This is a genomic window from Streptomyces sp. CA-278952 (assembly GCF_028747205.1).
In the GTDB taxonomy this organism is placed as follows: domain Bacteria; phylum Actinomycetota; class Actinomycetes; order Streptomycetales; family Streptomycetaceae; genus Streptomyces.
This window is the reverse complement of sequence record NZ_CP112880.1, coordinates 2,847,995-2,865,184: the sequence shown is the minus strand read 5'-3', so window position 1 is coordinate 2,865,184 and position 17,190 is coordinate 2,847,995. Positions and strand designations below refer to the sequence as shown.

Sequence of the window (17,190 nt, the reverse complement as noted above, 5' to 3'; positions counted from 1 at the left end):
GATTCGGCAGCGCTACGCGTGTAGACAGCCCTCCGGCGCGATAACTTCACCCCGCCCCCCAGGGGGGCTCCGATACCCCCAGCCCCTCCGCCCCCGCTCCTGTCCGGCCAAGGAGAGTGCGTCATCAACGCGTCCAGCAGCCCCCCTGCCGTAGAACTGCACGGCATCACCAAGCGCTTCCCCGGCGTCGTCGCCAACCACGACATCGACATCACGATCGGCAAGGGCACGGTCCATGCTCTCGTCGGCGAGAACGGCGCCGGCAAGTCCACCCTGATGAAGATCCTCTACGGCATGCAGAAGCCGGACGAGGGCACCATCGCGATCGACGGCGAGCAGGTCTCGTTCTCCAACCCGGGCGACGCCATCGAGCGGGGCATCGGCATGGTGCACCAGCACTTCATGCTCGCCGACAACTTCACCGTCCTGGAGAACGTCGTCCTGGGCGGCGAGAAGCTGTACGGCATCGGCTCCGGTGCCAGGAAGAAGATCAAGGAGATCTCCGACGCGTACGGCCTGGGCATCCGGCCCGACGCTCTCGTGGAGGACCTCGGGGTCGCCGACCGGCAGCGCGTGGAGATCCTCAAGGTCCTCTACCGGGGCGCCCGCATCCTGATCCTGGACGAGCCGACGGCGGTCCTCGTGCCGCAGGAGGTCGACGCGCTCTTCGCCAACCTGCGCGAGCTCAAGGCCGAGGGTCTGACCGTCATCTTCATCTCGCACAAGCTCGGCGAGGTGCTCTCCGTCGCCGACGAGATCACCGTGATCCGCCGCGGTACGACCGTGGGCACCGCCGACCCGGCGTCCACCACGACCAAGCAGCTCGCCGAGCTGATGGTCGGCAGCGAGCTGCCCTCGCCGGAGACCCGCGAGTCCACCGTCACCGACGTGCCGATGCTGCGCGTGCGGGACCTGGCGCTCACGGTCACCGACCCCGACGGCACCGTCCGCGACGTGCTCGCCGGCATCGACCTCACCATCCACCAGGGCGAGGTCCTCGGCATCGCCGGGGTCGAGGGCAACGGGCAGACCGAGCTGATCGAGGCCCTGATCGGCACGCGCATCCCGGACGGCGGGGTGATCACCCTCGACCAGGACGACATCTCGCAGGTCCCCACCCGCAAGCGGCGCGAGGCCGGCATCGGGTACATCCCCGAGGACCGCCACCGCCACGGCGTCCTGCTGGACGCCCCGCTGTGGGAGAACCGCATCCTCGGCCACGTCACCGAGAAGCCCAACAGCCGCGGCTGGCTGCTGGACAACAAGGCGGCCCGCGCCGACACCGAGCGGATCGTGCGCGAGTACGACGTACGCACCCCCGGCATCGAGGTCACCGCGGCCTCCCTCTCCGGCGGCAACCAGCAGAAGCTGATCGTCGGCCGCGAGATGAGCCACACGCCCAAGCTCCTGATCGCCGCCCACCCCACCCGTGGCGTGGACGTCGGCGCGCAGGCGCAGATCTGGGACCAGATCCGCGAGGCCCGCCGCGAAGGGCTGGCCGTCCTGCTGATCTCGGCCGACCTGGACGAGCTGATCGGGCTCTCCGACACCCTGCGCGTCATGTACCGCGGCCGACTGGTCGCCGACGCCGACCCGGCCACCATCACCCCGGAGGAACTGGGCTCGGCCATGACCGGCGCCGCCACCGGGCACCTCGAAAGCCCGGAGGACGAGGCCCGATGAAGAAATTCGACAAGGACCGGATGATCCTGGGCTTCGCCGGCCCGGTGCTCGCCCTGGTCGTCGCCCTCGCGCTGACGACCGTGGTGCTGCTGGCCTCCGGCCGGAACCCCTTCGAGCCGTACCGGATCATGTTCGAGTCGGCGAGCTACGTCGACGTACAGGTCCTGATCGTCAACCAGGCCGGTACGTATTACCTCGCCGCACTCGCCGTGGCCGTCGGCTTCCGGATGAACCTCTTCAACATCGGCGTCGACGGGCAGTACCGCCTCGCCGCCATGATGGCCGCGCTGGTCGGCGCGAGCGTCAGTCTGCCGGGGCCGCTGCACATCGCGCTGATCGTGGTCGTCGCGATGCTGGTCGGCGCGTTCTGGTCGGGCATCGCGGGTTTCCTCAAGACCACCCGCGGGGTGAGCGAGGTCGTCTCGACGATCATGCTCAACTCGATCGCCACCGCCCTGGTCGCCTGGCTGATCCTGCCGAAGAACTTCGGCGAGCAGCTGGCCGGCTCCAACAACCTGACCACCGGTGACATCGCGGAGTCCGGCTGGTTCCCGGGGCTGCCGATGGGCGACATGGCCGGGGAGATCTACGGTTTCACCTTCGTCGCCGCGGGCTGCGGCATCCTGTACTGGTTCGTGCTGAACCGCACCCGGTTCGGGTTCGACCTGCGCGCCACCGGCGCCAGCGAGAGCGCCGCCCAGGCCTCCGGCGTGGACGCCAAGAAGATGATCCTCACCTCGATGCTGATCTCCGGTGCGGTCGCGGGCCTGGCCGGCATGCCGACCCTGCTCGGCGACACCCACACCTACAGCCTCGACTTCCCCACCGGTATCGGCTTCACCGGCATCACCATCGCGCTGCTGGGCCGCAACAACCCGCTCGGCATCGCCTTCAGCGCCCTGCTGATCGCCTTCCTGGACAAGTCGTCGGCCTCGCTCGACCAGTACGGGTACGAGAAGGAGATCGCCACGATCATGCAGGGCCTGATCGTGATCTCGGTGGTCGTCTCCTACGAGCTGGTCCGCCGGTACGGCATCCGCCGCCAGCAGCAGAAGGTCGGCGAGGAGCTCGCCGCCGGCCATGCCATCAAGACCGAGAAGGAGGCGGCCCTGTGAGCACGAGCAAAGCCACCGCCGCACGCGTCGCCCCCGCCAAGGGCGGCCGCCGCAAGCTCTCCCTGCCCGTCGTCCTCTTGATCATCGCGGGCGCGCTCGCCCTGGTCTCGATGGTCCGCCTCATCAGCGGCGCCAACGACATCACCTCGGTCGGCCAGGTCCGCGGGGCCCTGGCACTCGCCGTCCCGATCGGCCTCGCCGGACTCGGCGGCCTGTGGGCCGAGCGCGCGGGCGTCGTCAACATCGGCCTCGAAGGCATGATGGTCCTGGGCACCTGGTTCGGCGCCTGGGCCGGGTTCCATTGGGGCCCGTGGGTGGGCGTCCTCTTCGGCATCCTCGGCGGCTGCCTCGGCGGCCTGCTGCACGCCGTCATCACCGTCACCTTCGGCGTGAACCACATCGTCTCCGGTGTGGCCATCAACATCCTCGCCGTCGGCGTCACCCGCTACCTCTCCAACTTCGCCTTCGACGGCATCCAGGGCGGCTCCTCCAAGCAGTCCCCGCGCATCGATCCGATCGACAGGATCACCATCCCAGGGCTCGCGGACTGGCTTCAGGACCTGCAACAACGGCACTGGTTCCTGATCTCCGACCTCGCGGGCATCCTCGGCGGCCTGGTCACCGGAGTCTCCCTGCTGACCGTCGTCGCCCTGCTGCTGATCCCCGCCACCTGGTGGATCCTGTGGCGCACGCCGTTCGGGCTCCGGCTGCGCTCCTGCGGCGAGTCCCCGGTGGCCGCCGAGACCCTCGGCGTCAACGTGTACAAGTACAAGTACATCGCCGTCACCATCTCCGGCGGTCTGGCGGGCCTCGGCGGCGCGTTCCTCGCGATCGTCGCCACCGGCATCTACCAGGAGGGCCAGACCGGCGGCCGCGGCTACATCGGCCTCGCCGCGATGATCTTCGGCAACTGGATGCCCGGCGGCATGGCGCTCGGCGCCGGGCTCTTCGGCTTCACCGACAGCCTCAAGCTGCGCGGCGGCGCGGAGAACGTCCACGCGATGCTGCTCCTGCTGGCGATCCTGCTGGTCATCGCGGTGTTCTGGCAGCTGTACCGGAAGAAGTACGTCGCCGCGGTGATCTCGGCGGCCGTCTCGGCGCTGCTGTTCACCTGGTACTTCCTGACCGACCAGGTGCCGAGCCAGTTCGTCGACGCCGCCCCGTACGTCACGACGCTGCTGGTCCTCTCGCTCTCCGCGCAACGGCTGCGGATGCCCAAGGCGGACGGCGTGCCGTACCGCAAGGGCGAGGGCAAGTGACGCCCCCCGCCGCCGGAGGCCCGCCCGCCGCGGCCTTCGGCGAGGCCGACTGGGACACCCTGCGGGAGGCCGCCCGGGACGCCATGTCCCGCGCGTACGTCCCCTACTCGCGCTACCCGGTCGGGGTCGCCGCCCGGGTGGACGACGGCCGCACGATCACCGGCTGCAACGTGGAGAACGCCAGCTACGGCCTCTCGCTCTGCGCGGAGTGCGGCCTGGTCTCCGCGCTCCACGCCACCGGCGGCGGCCGCCTGACCCACTTCACCTGCGTGGACGGCACCGGGTCGGTCCTGGTGCCGTGCGGCAGGTGCCGGCAGCTGCTGTACGAGTTCGGCGGCCCGGAGCTGCTCCTGGAGACGCCCGACGGGCGGCGCACGCTGGACGAGATGCTGCCCCAGGCGTTCGGCCCGCAGCACCTCGCCTGAACCCCGTATTTTCTGGCGGTGGCCCTTCCTCTTCGGCGGAAGGGCCACCGCTCCCCTCTCCCTCTATGCGCGTAGAGTCAGTTGGGACTCTTGCGTACGCACCCGGCCGGAAGGATTCCCATGGACGCCATCTCCGTCATCCGCACCAAGCGGGACCGAGGCGAGCTGACCCCCGAGCAGATCGACTGGGTCGTCGACGCCTACACCCGCGGCGAGGTCGCCGACGAGCAGATGTCCGCCCTCGCCATGGCGATCCTGCTCAACGGAATGAACCGCACGGAGATCGCCCGCTGGACCGCCGCGATGATCGCCTCCGGCGAGCGGATGAACTTCGACGCGCTCTCCCGCCCGACCACCGACAAGCACTCCACCGGCGGCGTCGGCGACAAGATCACCCTGCCGCTCGCCCCGCTGGTCGCCGCCTGCGGCGCGGCCGTGCCGCAGCTCAGCGGCCGGGGCCTCGGCCACACCGGCGGCACCCTGGACAAGCTGGAGTCCATCCCCGGCTGGCGGGCCCACCTCACAGGCGCGGAGATGCTCAGCGTCCTCGACGGCACCGGCGCGGTCATCTGCGCCGCCGGCGACGGCCTCGCCCCCGCCGACAAGAAGCTGTACGCGCTCCGCGACGTCACCGGCACCGTCGAGGCGATCCCGCTGATCGCCAGCTCGATCATGTCCAAGAAGATCGCCGAGGGCACCGGAGCGCTCGTCCTGGACGTCAAGGTCGGCTCCGGCGCCTTCATGAAGACCATTGACGACGCCCGCGAACTGGCCTCCACCATGGTCGCGCTCGGCACCGACAGCGGGGTGCGGACGGTCGCGCTGCTCACCGACATGTCCACCCCGCTCGGCCTCACCGCGGGCAACGCGCTGGAGGTCCGCGAGTCCGTCGAGGTGCTGGCCGGCGGCGGCCCTAGGGACGTCGTCGACCTGACCCTCGCCCTCGCCCGCGAGATGCTGGACGCCGCCGGACTCAAGGACGCCGACCCGGAGAAGGCCCTCGCCGACGGCTCCGCCATGGACGTCTGGCGCCGGATGATCTCCGCCCAGGGCGGCGACCCGGACGCCACGCTCCCGACCGCCCGCGAGCAGCACATCGTCACCGCACGCTCCTCCGGCGTCCTGACCCGCCTGGACGCCTACGACGTCGGCGTCGCCGCCTGGCGCCTCGGCGCGGGCCGCGCGCGCAAGGAGGACCCGGTGCAGGCGGGCGCGGGCGTCGAGCTGCACGCCAAGCCCGGCGACACCGTCACCGAGGGCCAGCCCCTGATGACGCTGCACACGGACACCCCGGAGAAGTTCGACTACGCGCTGAAGGCGCTGCCCGAGGCGTACGACATCGCCCCGGCCGGCACGTCGTTCGCACCGCTGCCGGTGGTGCGGGAACGTATCGCCTGACCTGCGGATTCCCCATATGGGTGAACGGGATCGGTGGACTGCCACCGGTCCCGTTCGGCATGCTGGACGTCGGACGCGAGGCCGCAGGTGACGTACCGATGGAGGAGACCGCCATGAGCGCACTCACCGGCGAACCCGTGCCGGGCCACGGCCAGGACTGGGACGACATCGTCCGGATCTGGGAGGAGACGGACGCACCCGAGGGCTGCAAGGTGGAGATCATCGAGGAGATCGTCACCGTGTCGCCGCCGCCGCCCGGGGACCACAACACCACTGCTGCCCTGCTCCAGCGCAGGCTCTACACCGTCATCCCGGAGGACTGGGAGATTTACCAGACCCTCGGCCTCTCGTTGCCGGGGCGGGGCGGCATCTACATTCCCGACCTCGTGGTCGTACCCCGGGCTGTGGCCTCCGGGCCGGGCAACACCGTCCCCGCCGAGGAGGCCCTGCTCGTCGCCGAGATCACTTCCCGCTCCAACGCCAACCACGACCGCGTCAGCAAGGTGAACGGCTACGCCAAGGCCGGAGTGGAGCTGTTCCTGCTCCTCGACCCCTGGCACTCCGGCCGCCCGACCGCGACGCTGTACGGGGAGCCGGAGGGCGGTACGTACCGGGTCCTGGAAACGGTCGAGTACGGGCGGAAGCTGACCCTTCCCGAGCCGTTCGGGCTGGTCATCGACACCGGCGTCTTCCCGGTCAGCTGACACGCGGACGGCCCGCCGCACGGAGAGGATCCGTGCGGCGGGCCGCCGTCATGCGAGCGTGAACTACCGGACGTATCGGGTCACTTGCCGAAGTACGCGCTGTAGATCTTCACCGACGAGGTGTTGCCCTTCTTGTCGGTGACCTTGGCGGAGAAGGAGATCGCCTTGCCCTTGGCCGGGTTCTTGACGGTGATCTTGCCCTTCTTGGCGGTGACCTTCTTCCACGTCTTGCCGCCGTTGTAACTGACGTACGTCTTCAGCGACTTCAGGTTCTTGCCCGCGGCCGCGCCGTGCACCTTCACCGGCACCGAGACGGTCTTGCCCGCCTTGACCCGGCCGTCGGCGCCCACGGCCGGGGTGAACCGGACGGTGGAGACGGGCAGCATGGTGAACGCGGTCTTCTTCGAGCGGAACGTCCAGGCCGCGTCCACCCGGGTGGAGAGCGGGTTGACCTTCGCGCTGTGCTGGACCGTGGTCGTCAGCTTGTAGTCGGCCGCGCCCGCCGGGACCCGGAAGGGCTCGCCGCTGACCAAGGGGTCGCCGTTCTGGCCGAGCTTCTTGCCGTTGCGGTACAGGACGGTCTCGGCCGACGTGAACAGCATCCCGCCCGCGTTGCCCCGGCAGTCGGCCAGCAACGGGAGGAAGCCGACGATCTCGTTGCCCTCACGGACGATGCCGTAGTTCTTGTCCACCAGTGGGCCGAACACCGCCGTGTTCACGGACTTCGTGTACGTCTTGCCCGCCTTGTACGTCGCCTCCCTGCCGACCTGGTAGTTGGCCTCGTACGTCGGCCAGCCGTCCGCGTCGAGGGGGCCCTGCTGGTCGAAGTCGAAGCTCCAGACCACCTTGTCCCCGGTGGAGACGTACAGCGTGCGGGTGCCGGGCAGCTTCTGATCGATCGAGGTCGCCCAGGTGCCGCCCTGCGTGGGCAGGAGGGGGAAGGCGGTGATCGAACCCTTCTTCTTCGGCGCGGCCGAGCCCATCGCGATCTTCACCTTGGCCAGCTGCGCCGTGGTGAACTTCCGGTTCAAGCCGGTGGCGAGCTGCTTGACCGTGCCGCCGACCGCGATGTCGTACTCGGTCGACGTGCCCCTGCTCCACGTGCCCGTCCAGTGCTGGGCGAGGGAGCCGTCGGTGACCTTCGGGCCGGCGTGGAGCGTACGGATTCCGGCCGGCGACTCCATCAGCCAGCCGAAGGAGACCGCGTCGTCTCCCTCCTCCACCCGGTAGTCCGGGGAGAACAGCTGAGCCTTCGCCTTCGCGTCCGGAACCGTGACGTTCACCGGCTTCGCCTTGCGGGCGTCGAACGTCAGCGAGGTGTTCTTGGTGACCGCGATCTTGGGCTGCGCGATCCAGTCGGCGCCCTTGGTGACGTCGTCCGGGTCGTTGTAGACCGTGGAGTTGACCACGTACGTGCCCTTGGGCACCCGGATCTTCGCCGTGCCGTCGACGACCTGCGGGCTCAGGAACGGGTTGCCGGACTCCGCACCGAAGCGGAAGAGCGTGCTGTCCGCGTAGACGGCCGGACGGCCGTCCCGCCCGAGGTGCTTGACCGTGACGTCGTAGCTCTCCACCTCACGCTCGACCGCGGCGGCCGTGCGCACGGTCTGCCCGCCGCCGGTGGCCACCAGGTACGCGGAGTACGTGCCGTCGGCCGTGGAGCCGAGCCGGGTGTCGGCGGTCAGCGTCACCTCCGCCGTGCCGCCCGCCGGGACGGTGACCCGGTCCGCGCCGAGCGTGAAGAAGCCGGCCGGAGCGGGCTTGCCGCCCGGTCCGGTGCCCGTCACCTTCAGATCGAGGGTGACCTCGCCCGTACCGAGGTTGCGGTACGTGACCTTCTCGGTGGCCGGCTCGTCGTCGGTGTGCGGCCACTGCTGCACCCCGAAGCTCACCGAGACCGGGTCGGCGACCACGGTCTGGGCGATCGCCCGGTCCACCGCGATCCGGCCGGAACCCTGCTGGAACGGGTTGTACGCGCCGGGCTTCGTGGACGCGGTCAGCGCGCCCTTCAGCTCGGTGTACGCCCAGTCGGGGTGCTGCTGCTTGAGCAGGGCGGCCGCGCCCGCGACGTGCGGGGTGGCCATCGACGTACCCGAGATCGTCGCGTAGCCGGCGGGGTTCTCGCCCACCTCCTTCGCGATCTGCGAGCCGGACGGGATGGCCGCCGTGGTGTCCACGCCGGGGGCCGTCACGTCGGGCTTGACCGCCCCGTCCCCGACCCGCGGGCCGCGGCTGGAGAAGCCCGCCAGCCTGTCCTGGTCGTCGACCGCGCCCACGGTCAGCGCGGCGTCCGCACTGCCCGGTGAGCCCACCGTGCCCGCGCCGTCGCCCTCGTTGCCCGCGGCGATGGCGAACAGGACGCCCTTCTCGGCCGACAGCTTGTCGACCGCGGCCTCCAGCGGGTCCACCTCCGGAGTGTCGGTCCCGCCGAGGCTCAGGTTGACGATGTCGGCGCCCTGGGCGACCGCCCATTCCATTCCGGCCAGGATGCCGGAGTCCTCGCCGTAGCCGTCGTCGTCGAGCACCTTGCCCGCGAGCAGCTTGGCGTCCGGGGCCACGCCCTTGAACTTGCCGCCCGACCTGGCGCCGGTGCCCGCCGCGATCGAGGCGACGTGCGTGCCGTGGCCGACCCGGTCCTTGGTGTCCTTGGCGGCGCTGAAGTTCTTCTCCGCGAGGATCTGGCCCTTGAGGTCGGGGTGGGTGGCGTCCGTCCCGGTGTCCAGGACCGCGATCTTGACGCCCTTGCCGGTGAACCCGGCCTTCCACGCCGCCGGGGCGCCGATCTGCGGGACGCTCTTGTCCAGGCTCGCCCGGCGCACCCCGTCCAGCCAGACCCGGTCGATGCCGGCCGCGGTGGTGACCCGCTCACCGCCCGCCCGCCGGTCGGTGAGCGCCTGCCAGATCGCCGGCGCGTCGGCGGTCGGTGTGGTCACCGACTCGGCGTTCAGCGACGTCAGGCTCCGGCCCACCTCGGTGGAGCCCGCGTCGCGGACCTGCGCCTTCGCGGCGGCGGCCTGCTTGCCCCGGTAGCCGACGATCAGCTTCAGACCGTCGCGCTGGGCCCGGAGATTCTCCGGGCGGCTCAGCTCGGTGACGTCGAACAGCCGCCGGTCGAGCTTGCCGGAGACGATCAGCCGATGGGCGTCGGCCGGGACGACGAGTGTGTGCCCCTTGTTGCTCATCCGCTGTACCGGGATGTGCTCCCGGCCCTTCGCGGGCCGGAAGGCGACCGGCTTGCCCTGGGCGTCGACGGTGACCCGGTCACCCGTGACGAGGGTCAGCCGGCGCAGCTCCCTCTCCTCGGAACGATCCTGGGCCCGGGCGTCGGACGACGCCCTCGGATCCGGCTGGGCGACGGCGGACGAGGTCATGCCCGCCGCCAGTGCCACGGCCACGGCAGTGGCGACCGCCGGTATGCACGCGGTTCTCACGTGTCTGCGCAACTCTCCCCCTGGAGAACTCGATGGTTTCTCGGTCCCGCCGGTCCGCAGCGACGCAGGAACGACGGCTGCGGCCCGTCGGCTCACCGAACTAGAGGTAATGCCGGGGGAGTTGGTTTACGCACGAGGCGCCAGGAGCTCACAGTTGTCGCAAAACGGCCCCTCCGTGGCGGGGTCGCACGGAGGGGCCGTACGGAGGGGGCCGATGAATTTCGCCCGCCGGTCCGGTCTGCCTGGTGTGGATACCGAGAATCCGATCGCCCTGACCGTGACCGGCCAGGTCAGCCGCGCCGACGTACCCGAACTCTGCGTCGAGCTGGAGCGCGCTCTCGCCGACCCGCGCGGCGCTGCCCTCGCCCCGGGCGGGGCGGCGGACTGCGATGTGGGCGGGGTGGTCCGGCCCGATCTGACCCTGGTCGAGGCGGTGGCCCGGCTCGCGCTGGTCGCCCGCCGGTCCGGACGCACGCTGCGGCTGCGCCGCGTGCCCCCCGAACTCCGGTCACTGCTGGACCTGGTGGGGCTGGCCGACGTGGTGACCCTGGAGGAGGGGCCGGAGGAGTGGGTGCCGGACCCGCGCTGACGCCGGGCGGGCGCCGACGCCGGGCCCGTACGGTCGCCGGGCGCGTACAGAATGCCGGGCCCGGCGCCCCGTTGCTGTGCCGCGGGGTGCCGGGCCCGGCCGCTGACTCCTACGCGTCGGCCGGAAGCCGGTCGGCCAGGCCGAACAGCGGGAACCAGCGCGGGACGTCCAGGAAGCAGTGCATCCCGGTGATCGCCCCGTCCTGGATGTCGATGACCTGGACCGCCCACGGCACGAACCCGTCGCCGTCCTCGGCGGGCTTGTAGTGCGCGAAGCCGGGGGAGCCGTTCGCCAGGACGGGCACCAGCTTGGAGCCCGCGCACGCCGCGCCGATGGAGGTCATGAAGCCCGTGATGTCCCCGGTGCCCCGGAGCCACAGGTCGAACGGCGGCATCGTCATCACCGCGTCCTCGTGGAGCAGCGCGGTCAGGGCGGTCATGTCATATCCCTCGAACGCCTTCACATAGCGCTCCAGGAGCTTCTGCTGCTCCTCGTCGAGGGGGTCCGCCACATCGCCCGCCCGGCCCTCCGTCTCGGTCAGCGTGGCGCGGGCCCGCTGCAGGGCGCTGTTGACCGAGGCGACGGAGGTCTCCAGCAGCTCGGCCACCTCCGCGGCCTTCCAGGCGAGGACCTCGCGCAGGATCAGCACGGCCCGCTGCTTGGGCGGCAGGTGCTGGAGGGCGGCGACGAACGCCAGGCGCACCGACTCGCGCGCCACGGCCGCCTCCGCCGGGTCCTGGACCGAGGGCAGGATCCGGCCGTCGGGCATCGGCTCCAGCCACACGTTCTCCGGGCGGGGGCTCAGCGCGGCCTGGGCGAGCGGTGTGGGGCCCGTCAGGTCGACCGGGCGGGCCCGCTTGTTGCCCGCGTTCAGCATGTCCAGGCAGACGTTGGTGGCGATCCGGTAGAGCCAGGAGCGCAGCGAGGAGCGGCCCTCGAACTTGTCGAAGTTGCGCCAGGCCCGGACCAGGGTGTCCTGCACCGCGTCCTCGGCCTCGAAGGCGGATCCGAGCATCCGGTAGCAGTACCCCGTCAGCTCGATCCGGTGGCCCTCCAGGCGGCTGTCGATCCCGGCGGCGTCGGCGCCCCCGGCACCCGCCGCCGCTCCCGTGGCCGTCGTCGTGGTCAGATCGCTCATCGCTCCACCCCTGTCGCGCGCAGCCGCGCTGTGGCATCCGTCACCCGGTACGTCGGAAGCTACCGCAGGCCACTGACAGCCGGGGCGGAAAGAGGACAAGGGGTACCGCACGCCATGGCCACGGCCACGGGGTCCGGCACCCCTCGGGAAGTGCTCCCAGCGCGTCGCTCAGGTCCCGGGCTTGCGCCCGTACACGTACACGTCGTCGCCGTTCTTCAGCAGTTTCCAGTATGCCTTCGCGTCGGCGGGGCGCATGTTGACACAGCCGCCGGAGCCCGGCGGGTTGTACATGGACTTGGTGACCGAGTGGAACGCCTGGCCGCCGTCGAAGAACTGGGAGTGCGGCATCCAGACCTTGTAGATCGTCGACCAGTGCTTGATGTTGCGCCAGTAGATCTTCTTGGACCCGGTCCGGGTCTCGACGCCGTTCCGGCCGGTCCGCACCGGCACCGGTCCGTACGTCAGCTTCTTGCCGTCCTGGATCCAGCTCAGCTGCCGCGTCAGGTCGACGCAGGCGATGCGCCCCTTGTTGGTGGGGCACTTCTTGGCCTTGTTGGGGTTTTTCCCGGCCGCCTTCTGGGCGAGCATCGTGTTCATCGTGCGCCAGGTCAGCGGACCGGCGTAGCCGATGGTGGGGGTGATCCCGTGCTTCTTCTGGAACTTCTGGGTCGCCTTGCAGTCGGCCGTCGACTGCTTGCCGTCCACGGGCCGCTTCAGGAACTTCTCGACCTGCTTCTGGTGCGGTCCCACCGACTTGGTGCAGGACGCCGCGTGGGCGGCGGTGCCGGTGCCCAGGACCAGGGCCGGAGCGGCCACCAGTCCGGCGACGGACAGGGCCACCCCTCGTCGCAGAGGTCTTCCGGATATCTTCGCCGTGACTCCCATGCGCGCCAACTCCCCTTCGCCCACAGTGCTTTGTTGGTTACGCCTGGTAGACGTGCGAAGGGGTGCGGTGGTTGCGCGCCGGCATGTCTCGGTTGTGCTTCAGCGCGTGGCGGGGAGGAGCGCCCGCCGCTCCGCACGCGCCACCCGGGTGCCGTACAGGGTGATCGAGACGACCCCGAGGACCGCGAGCAGCCCGAGCGCCACCGTCGCCGTCCAGCCCCCGGCGTGGAAGGCGACCGCGCCCAGCGTGCCGCCCACGCTGGAGCCCAGGTAGTACGCCGACTGGTAGAGCGCCGAGGCCTGTGCCCGGCCCGTCGTCGCGGTGCGGCTCACCGACGACGAGGCGACCGCGTGCCCGGCGAAGAAGCCGGCCGTGATCAGCACCAGGCCCAGGAGTACGGCGGCCAGCCGGTCGGCCACCGAGAGCAGCAGCCCGGCGGCCGTGGTGGAGACCGCCAGATAGAGCGCGCCCCGGCGGCCGAGGCGGGCCACCAGGCGTCCGGCGGCGGCGGAGGAGACCGTACCGACCAGGTAGACCAGGAAAATCGAGCCGATGACGCCCTGCGGCAGGCTGAACGGCTCCTCGACGAGCCGGTAGCCGATCACCGTGTAGACCGCGCCGAACACCGTCATGAACAGCGCGCCGATCCCGTACAGCCGGACCAGCAGCGGGTCGGCCAGATGCGTGGCGACGGTCTTCGCGAGGGCCTTCGGGTTCAGCGAACCGGGACGGAAGTTCCGGGCCTTCGGGATGAGGAAGTGGAAGACGACGGCGCATGCCAGCGCGAGCAGCCCGACCGCCGCCAGCGCGGCGCGCCAGCCCCAGGCCTGGGCGACCCACCCGGTGAGGATGCGCCCGCTCATACCGCCGATGCTGTTGCCCGCGACGAACAGCCCGATCGCGGCGATCAGCGCCTTGGGCCGCACCTCCTCCGCGAGATAGGCCATCGCGGAGGCCGGGAGTCCGGCGAGCGCCGCACCCTGGACGGCGCGCAGCGCGATCAGCGCGCCCATCGAGGGGGCGAAGGGCACCAGCAGTCCGACGAGCACCGCGATCGCCAGCGACGCCGTCATCAGCTGCCGCCGCCCGAACCGCTCCGAGAGCGCGCTCAGCGGCAGCACGAACAGGGCCAGCACCCCGGTCGCCGCCGAGACCGTCCAGCTCGCCTGTCCGGCACTCGCGTCGAACGACGCGGAGAGCGCGGGCAGCAGCGCCTGGGTGGAGTAGAGGAGCGCGAAGGCCGCGACACCGGCGGCGAAGAGGGCGAAGCTCATCCGGCGGTAGCCGGGGCGGCCGGGCTCCAGGCGCTCATGGGTGGCGGCGGCGGGCGCGGCGGTGGTGGTGACGGGGGACTGCGGGGCAGAGGCATCCACGACGATGGTGGATGCCCCGGTACTGGCGGGAGGCATACGTCGAAAGTAGAGCGAGACGTTTCATGCGTCCAATGCACAGAACTGCGATAATCAATCCCATGGCGCATGAACGCAGCTCAGGGCCGTGGCTGTCACCCAGTGGTTACGAAGAAGACATCCGGGCCGTGCTCGCGCCCCGCCTCGCGTACTTCGAGGCGGTCGCCCGGCACGAGCATGTGACCCGCGCCGCACACGAGCTGGGCGTCCCGCAGTCCACGCTCTCGCGGGCCATGGTCCGGCTCGAAGCGGACCTGGGCGTCGCCCTGTTCGCCCGCAGGGGCCGCACCGTCTCGCTCACCCCGGCGGGCCGCACCTTCCTCGGCTCGGCGGAACGGGCCCTGGCCGAGGTGGAGAAGGCCGCCGACTCGGTCCGGGCGGACGCCGACCCGACGGCGGGCCGGGTCTCCTTCGGCTTCCTGCACACCATGGGCTCGGAGACCGTGCCCGCCCTGATCCGCGCCTTCCGGGTCGACCACCCCAAGGTCCGCTTCCAGCTCGTGCAGAACTACGGCGAGGCGATGATCGAACGGCTGCGCGCGGGCGGCCTCGACCTCTGCCTCACCTCACCCGTGCCCGACGCCCCCGACCTGGTCGCCCGCCGCCTCGACGAACAGCGGCTGCGCCTCGTGGTCCCCGACGACCACCGCCTGGCGTCCCGCCGGCGCATCCGGCTCGCGGAGGCCGCCGACGAAACGTTCGTCACCCTGGAGCCCGGTTACGGGCTGCGCCGGATCACCGACGACCTGTGCGCGGAGGTGGGCTTCACGCCCCGGGTCGCCTTCGAGGGCGAGGAGGCGGAGACCCTGCGCGGGCTGGTCGCCGCCGGGCTCGGGGTGGCCCTGCTGCCGCCGCCCGCGGTCGCCCGCCCCGGCGTCGTCGAGCTGACGGTCACCGCACCGCGCGCCGCCCGCGAGATCGGGGTCGCCTGGCTGGACGGCCACCCCGACACCCCGCCGGTCGCCGCCTTCAAACGCTTCCTGCTCTCGCGCCGCGGCCACCTGCTGCCGGACTGAGCGGGCGCCCGGCGGGGCGCGCCTTCAGTGCCGCAGCGAACGGCCGAACCCGGCGGCCAACGGCATCCGCAGCCCCAGCGGCGGCGGAGCGGCGAGCGCGTCCGCGACCGGGCGGGCGTAGGACCGGGCGAAGAGCGAACCGCGCACGAAGTCGGCGGCCAGCGCCATCACTTCGGAGCGGTGCTGGCGCAACGCGTTGCCGTCGGAATGGACTTCGAAGCGGCAGGTGTCCCGGTTGGACTTCTTCGCCCGCTCGGCCAGCCGGTAGGACAGCTCCGGGTCGGTGCGCTCGTCGTTGGTGCCGTGCACGATCAGCACCCGCCGCCCCACCAGTTGCCTCACCGGCTCCGGCTCGGCCGCCGCCCGCTCCGGCAGCCACGGGGCCAGCGCCAGGACCGAGGTGACCGCCCCGTGTCCGGCCGCCCGCAGCGCGGCCCGCCCGCCCATCCCGTGGCCGGCCAGGCAGACCGGTACGTCGCCGTACCGGCGCTGGACCTCGTCGGCCGCCCACGCGGCGTCCTCGACGGGATGCGCGTCGTCCGCGTTCCAGCCCCGGCGGCGGTAGCGCAGCACGTGCACCGCGAGCCCGTCGCCCACCCCGGCACGGGCCAGGGCACGGGCGAACGGCAGCTGTGCCGCGTACGACAGGGGGGAGGGGCGACGGTGCGAGTCGGCCCGGCCGTCCGGGAGCAGCAGCACCACGCCGCTGACCTCGTCCAACGTTCCGGCCGACCGAACGGCCCGTCCCAGCCTGGCGTCGGGCGAGGAGAGTGCGCGCTGTCCCATGACAGAACAGTGTCAGAAGGTGAGGTGTACTCCACCCGACTTCGCGGTCACTGTTACGCATCGACACCAGGCGCTCTACGCGCGTAGGCGCTAGAGTGCCAAGATGACGAGCCAGACCCCGAACGTCCCTGATTCCGACCAGATCCGGCGCGCCCCCAAGGTGCTGCTCCACGACCACCTCGACGGCGGCCTGCGGCCGGGCACCATCGTCGAGCTGGCCCGCGCGCAGGGTTACGACTCCCTCCCCGAGACCGAGGCCGACAAGCTCGGCACCTGGTTCCGCGAGGCCGCCGACTCCGGTTCGCTGGAGCGCTACCTGGAGACGTTCGCCCACACCTGCGCCGTCATGCAGACCCGTGACGCACTGTTCCGGGTGGCCGCCGAGTGCGCCGTGGACCTCGCCGAGGACGGCGTCGTCTACGCCGAGATCCGCTACGCCCCCGAGCAGCACCTGGAGGGCGGCCTGACCCTCGAAGAGGTCGTCGAGGCCGTCAACGAGGGCTTCCGCGAGGGTGAGCGCATCGCTCGCGCGGGCGGACACCGCATCCGCGTCGGCGCCCTCCTCACCGCGATGCGGCACGCGGCCCGCGCCCTGGAGATCGCCGAACTCGCCAACAGCTACCGCGACCAGGGCGTCGTCGGCTTCGACATCGCGGGCGCCGAGGCCGGGTTCCCGCCCACCCGCCACCTCGACGCGTTCGAGTACCTCAAGCGCGAGAACAACCACTTCACCATCCACGCGGGCGAGGCCTTCGGCCTGCCGTCGATCTGGCAGGCCCTCCAGTGGTGCGGCGCCGACCGCCTCGGCCACGGGGTGCGGATCATCGACGACATCGAGATCGCCGAGGACGGCTCGGTCACCCTCGGCCGCCTCGCCTCCTACGTACGGGACAAGCGCGTCCCGCTGGAGATGTGCCCGACCTCCAACCTCCAGACCGGCGCGGCCACCTCGTACGCCGAGCACCCGATCGGACTGCTGCGCAAGCTGCACTTCCGGATCACCGTGAACACGGACAACCGGCTGATGAGCGGCACGAGCATGACCGGGGAATTCGAGCGGCTGACCGAGACCTTCGGATACACGCTCGATGACATGCAGTGGTTCACAGTCAATGCGATGAAATCAGCTTTCATTCCTTTCGACGAACGTCTCGCCATGATCAACGATGTCGTCAAGCCCGGCTACGCGGAGCTGAAGTCCGAGTGGCTCTTCCGCCAGACCGCTGTGACCAGCGGTTCCGCGGCCTCCAAGGGCTGAGGCCTCCGACAGGCGAAAGGGCCGGGAAATGCAATCCCGGCCCTTTTCCGCGTGTCGGGATGTTTGCGACAGGGGCAGCGGGATGGCTAGCTT

The 17,190-nt window shown here is 71.0% G+C and carries 14 protein-coding genes; 9 read left to right on the top strand and 5 right to left on the bottom strand.

Going from position 1 to position 17,190, the window contains the following annotated elements; translation table 11 throughout:
• Nucleotides 1–99: 99 nt before the first annotated feature.
• The 6 genes from N7925_RS12485 (at nt 100) to N7925_RS12460 (ending at nt 6,584) form a co-directional block, all read left to right on the top strand.
• Nucleotides 100–1,683, top strand: coding sequence for an ABC transporter ATP-binding protein (locus N7925_RS12485; RefSeq protein ID WP_265603843.1), 1,584 nt, complete (start codon nt 100–102; stop codon nt 1,681–1,683).
• Entirely contained in the window at nt 1,680–2,798 is a 1,119-nt protein-coding gene (locus N7925_RS12480; protein ID WP_265599730.1) for an ABC transporter permease, read from the top strand. Before N7925_RS12485 ends, N7925_RS12480 begins: the two co-directional genes overlap by 4 nt.
• Nucleotides 2,795–4,057: an ABC transporter permease gene (locus tag N7925_RS12475; protein ID WP_265599729.1), complete on the top strand. Its 1,263-nt coding sequence runs from the start codon at nt 2,795–2,797 to the stop codon at nt 4,055–4,057. Before N7925_RS12480 ends, N7925_RS12475 begins: the two co-directional genes overlap by 4 nt.
• Entirely contained in the window at nt 4,054–4,482 is a 429-nt protein-coding gene (locus N7925_RS12470) for a cytidine deaminase (protein ID WP_265599728.1), read from the top strand. Before N7925_RS12475 ends, N7925_RS12470 begins: the two co-directional genes overlap by 4 nt.
• A 120-nt stretch (nt 4,483–4,602) precedes the next feature.
• Nucleotides 4,603–5,880, top strand: a complete 1,278-nt coding sequence (locus N7925_RS12465; protein ID WP_265599727.1) for a thymidine phosphorylase — start codon at nt 4,603–4,605, stop codon at nt 5,878–5,880.
• Nucleotides 5,881–5,993: 113 nt separating this feature from the next.
• Nucleotides 5,994–6,584, top strand: coding sequence for a Uma2 family endonuclease (locus N7925_RS12460; RefSeq protein ID WP_265599726.1), 591 nt, complete (start codon nt 5,994–5,996; stop codon nt 6,582–6,584).
• An 80-nt stretch (nt 6,585–6,664) separates the two neighbouring features.
• Here the strand turns inward: N7925_RS12460 and N7925_RS12455 are convergent, their stop codons facing one another.
• Entirely contained in the window at nt 6,665–10,015 is a 3,351-nt protein-coding gene (locus N7925_RS12455) for a S8 family peptidase (protein ID WP_443032147.1), read from the bottom strand.
• 214 nt (nt 10,016–10,229) lie between these two features.
• Between N7925_RS12455 and N7925_RS12450 the strand changes: the two genes are divergently transcribed.
• The gene (locus N7925_RS12450; RefSeq protein ID WP_265599725.1) at nt 10,230–10,604 is read left to right on the top strand and encodes an STAS domain-containing protein; all 375 of its coding nucleotides are present in this window, start codon (nt 10,230–10,232) and stop codon (nt 10,602–10,604) included.
• Nucleotides 10,605–10,713: 109 nt separating this feature from the next.
• Here N7925_RS12450 and N7925_RS12445 read toward each other — a convergent pair whose 3' ends face one another.
• From N7925_RS12445 to N7925_RS12435, 3 genes are all read right to left on the bottom strand, one after another.
• Entirely contained in the window at nt 10,714–11,742 is a 1,029-nt protein-coding gene (locus N7925_RS12445; RefSeq protein WP_265599724.1) for a sigma-70 family RNA polymerase sigma factor, read from the bottom strand.
• A 168-nt stretch (nt 11,743–11,910) separates the two neighbouring features.
• On the bottom strand, nt 11,911–12,627 hold the full coding sequence (locus N7925_RS12440) for a L,D-transpeptidase family protein (protein WP_098893010.1): 717 nt from the start codon (nt 12,625–12,627) through the stop codon (nt 11,911–11,913).
• Nucleotides 12,628–12,726: 99 nt separating this feature from the next.
• A complete protein-coding gene (locus N7925_RS12435) occupies nt 12,727–14,037 on the bottom strand; it encodes an MFS transporter (protein WP_274343896.1) in 1,311 nt (436 codons plus the stop codon).
• 62 nt (nt 14,038–14,099) lie between these two features.
• On the opposite strand from N7925_RS12435, the gene N7925_RS12430 reads away from it, so the two are divergent.
• Complete coding sequence (locus N7925_RS12430; RefSeq protein WP_274343895.1) at nt 14,100–15,053, top strand: LysR family transcriptional regulator; 954 nt, start codon at nt 14,100–14,102, stop codon at nt 15,051–15,053.
• Between the two features lie 24 nt (nt 15,054–15,077).
• Here N7925_RS12430 and N7925_RS12425 read toward each other — a convergent pair whose 3' ends face one another.
• On the bottom strand, nt 15,078–15,839 hold the full coding sequence (locus N7925_RS12425) for an alpha/beta hydrolase (RefSeq protein WP_265599721.1): 762 nt from the start codon (nt 15,837–15,839) through the stop codon (nt 15,078–15,080).
• A gap of 103 nt (nt 15,840–15,942) precedes the next feature.
• Here N7925_RS12425 and N7925_RS12420 point away from each other — a divergent pair, with 103 nt between their 5' ends.
• Nucleotides 15,943–17,097 carry an adenosine deaminase gene (locus N7925_RS12420; protein ID WP_274343894.1) on the top strand — a complete coding sequence of 385 codons (1,155 nt, stop codon included), beginning with the start codon at nt 15,943–15,945 and terminating at the stop codon, nt 17,095–17,097.
• The last annotated feature ends 93 nt before the right edge of the window (nt 17,098–17,190 follow it).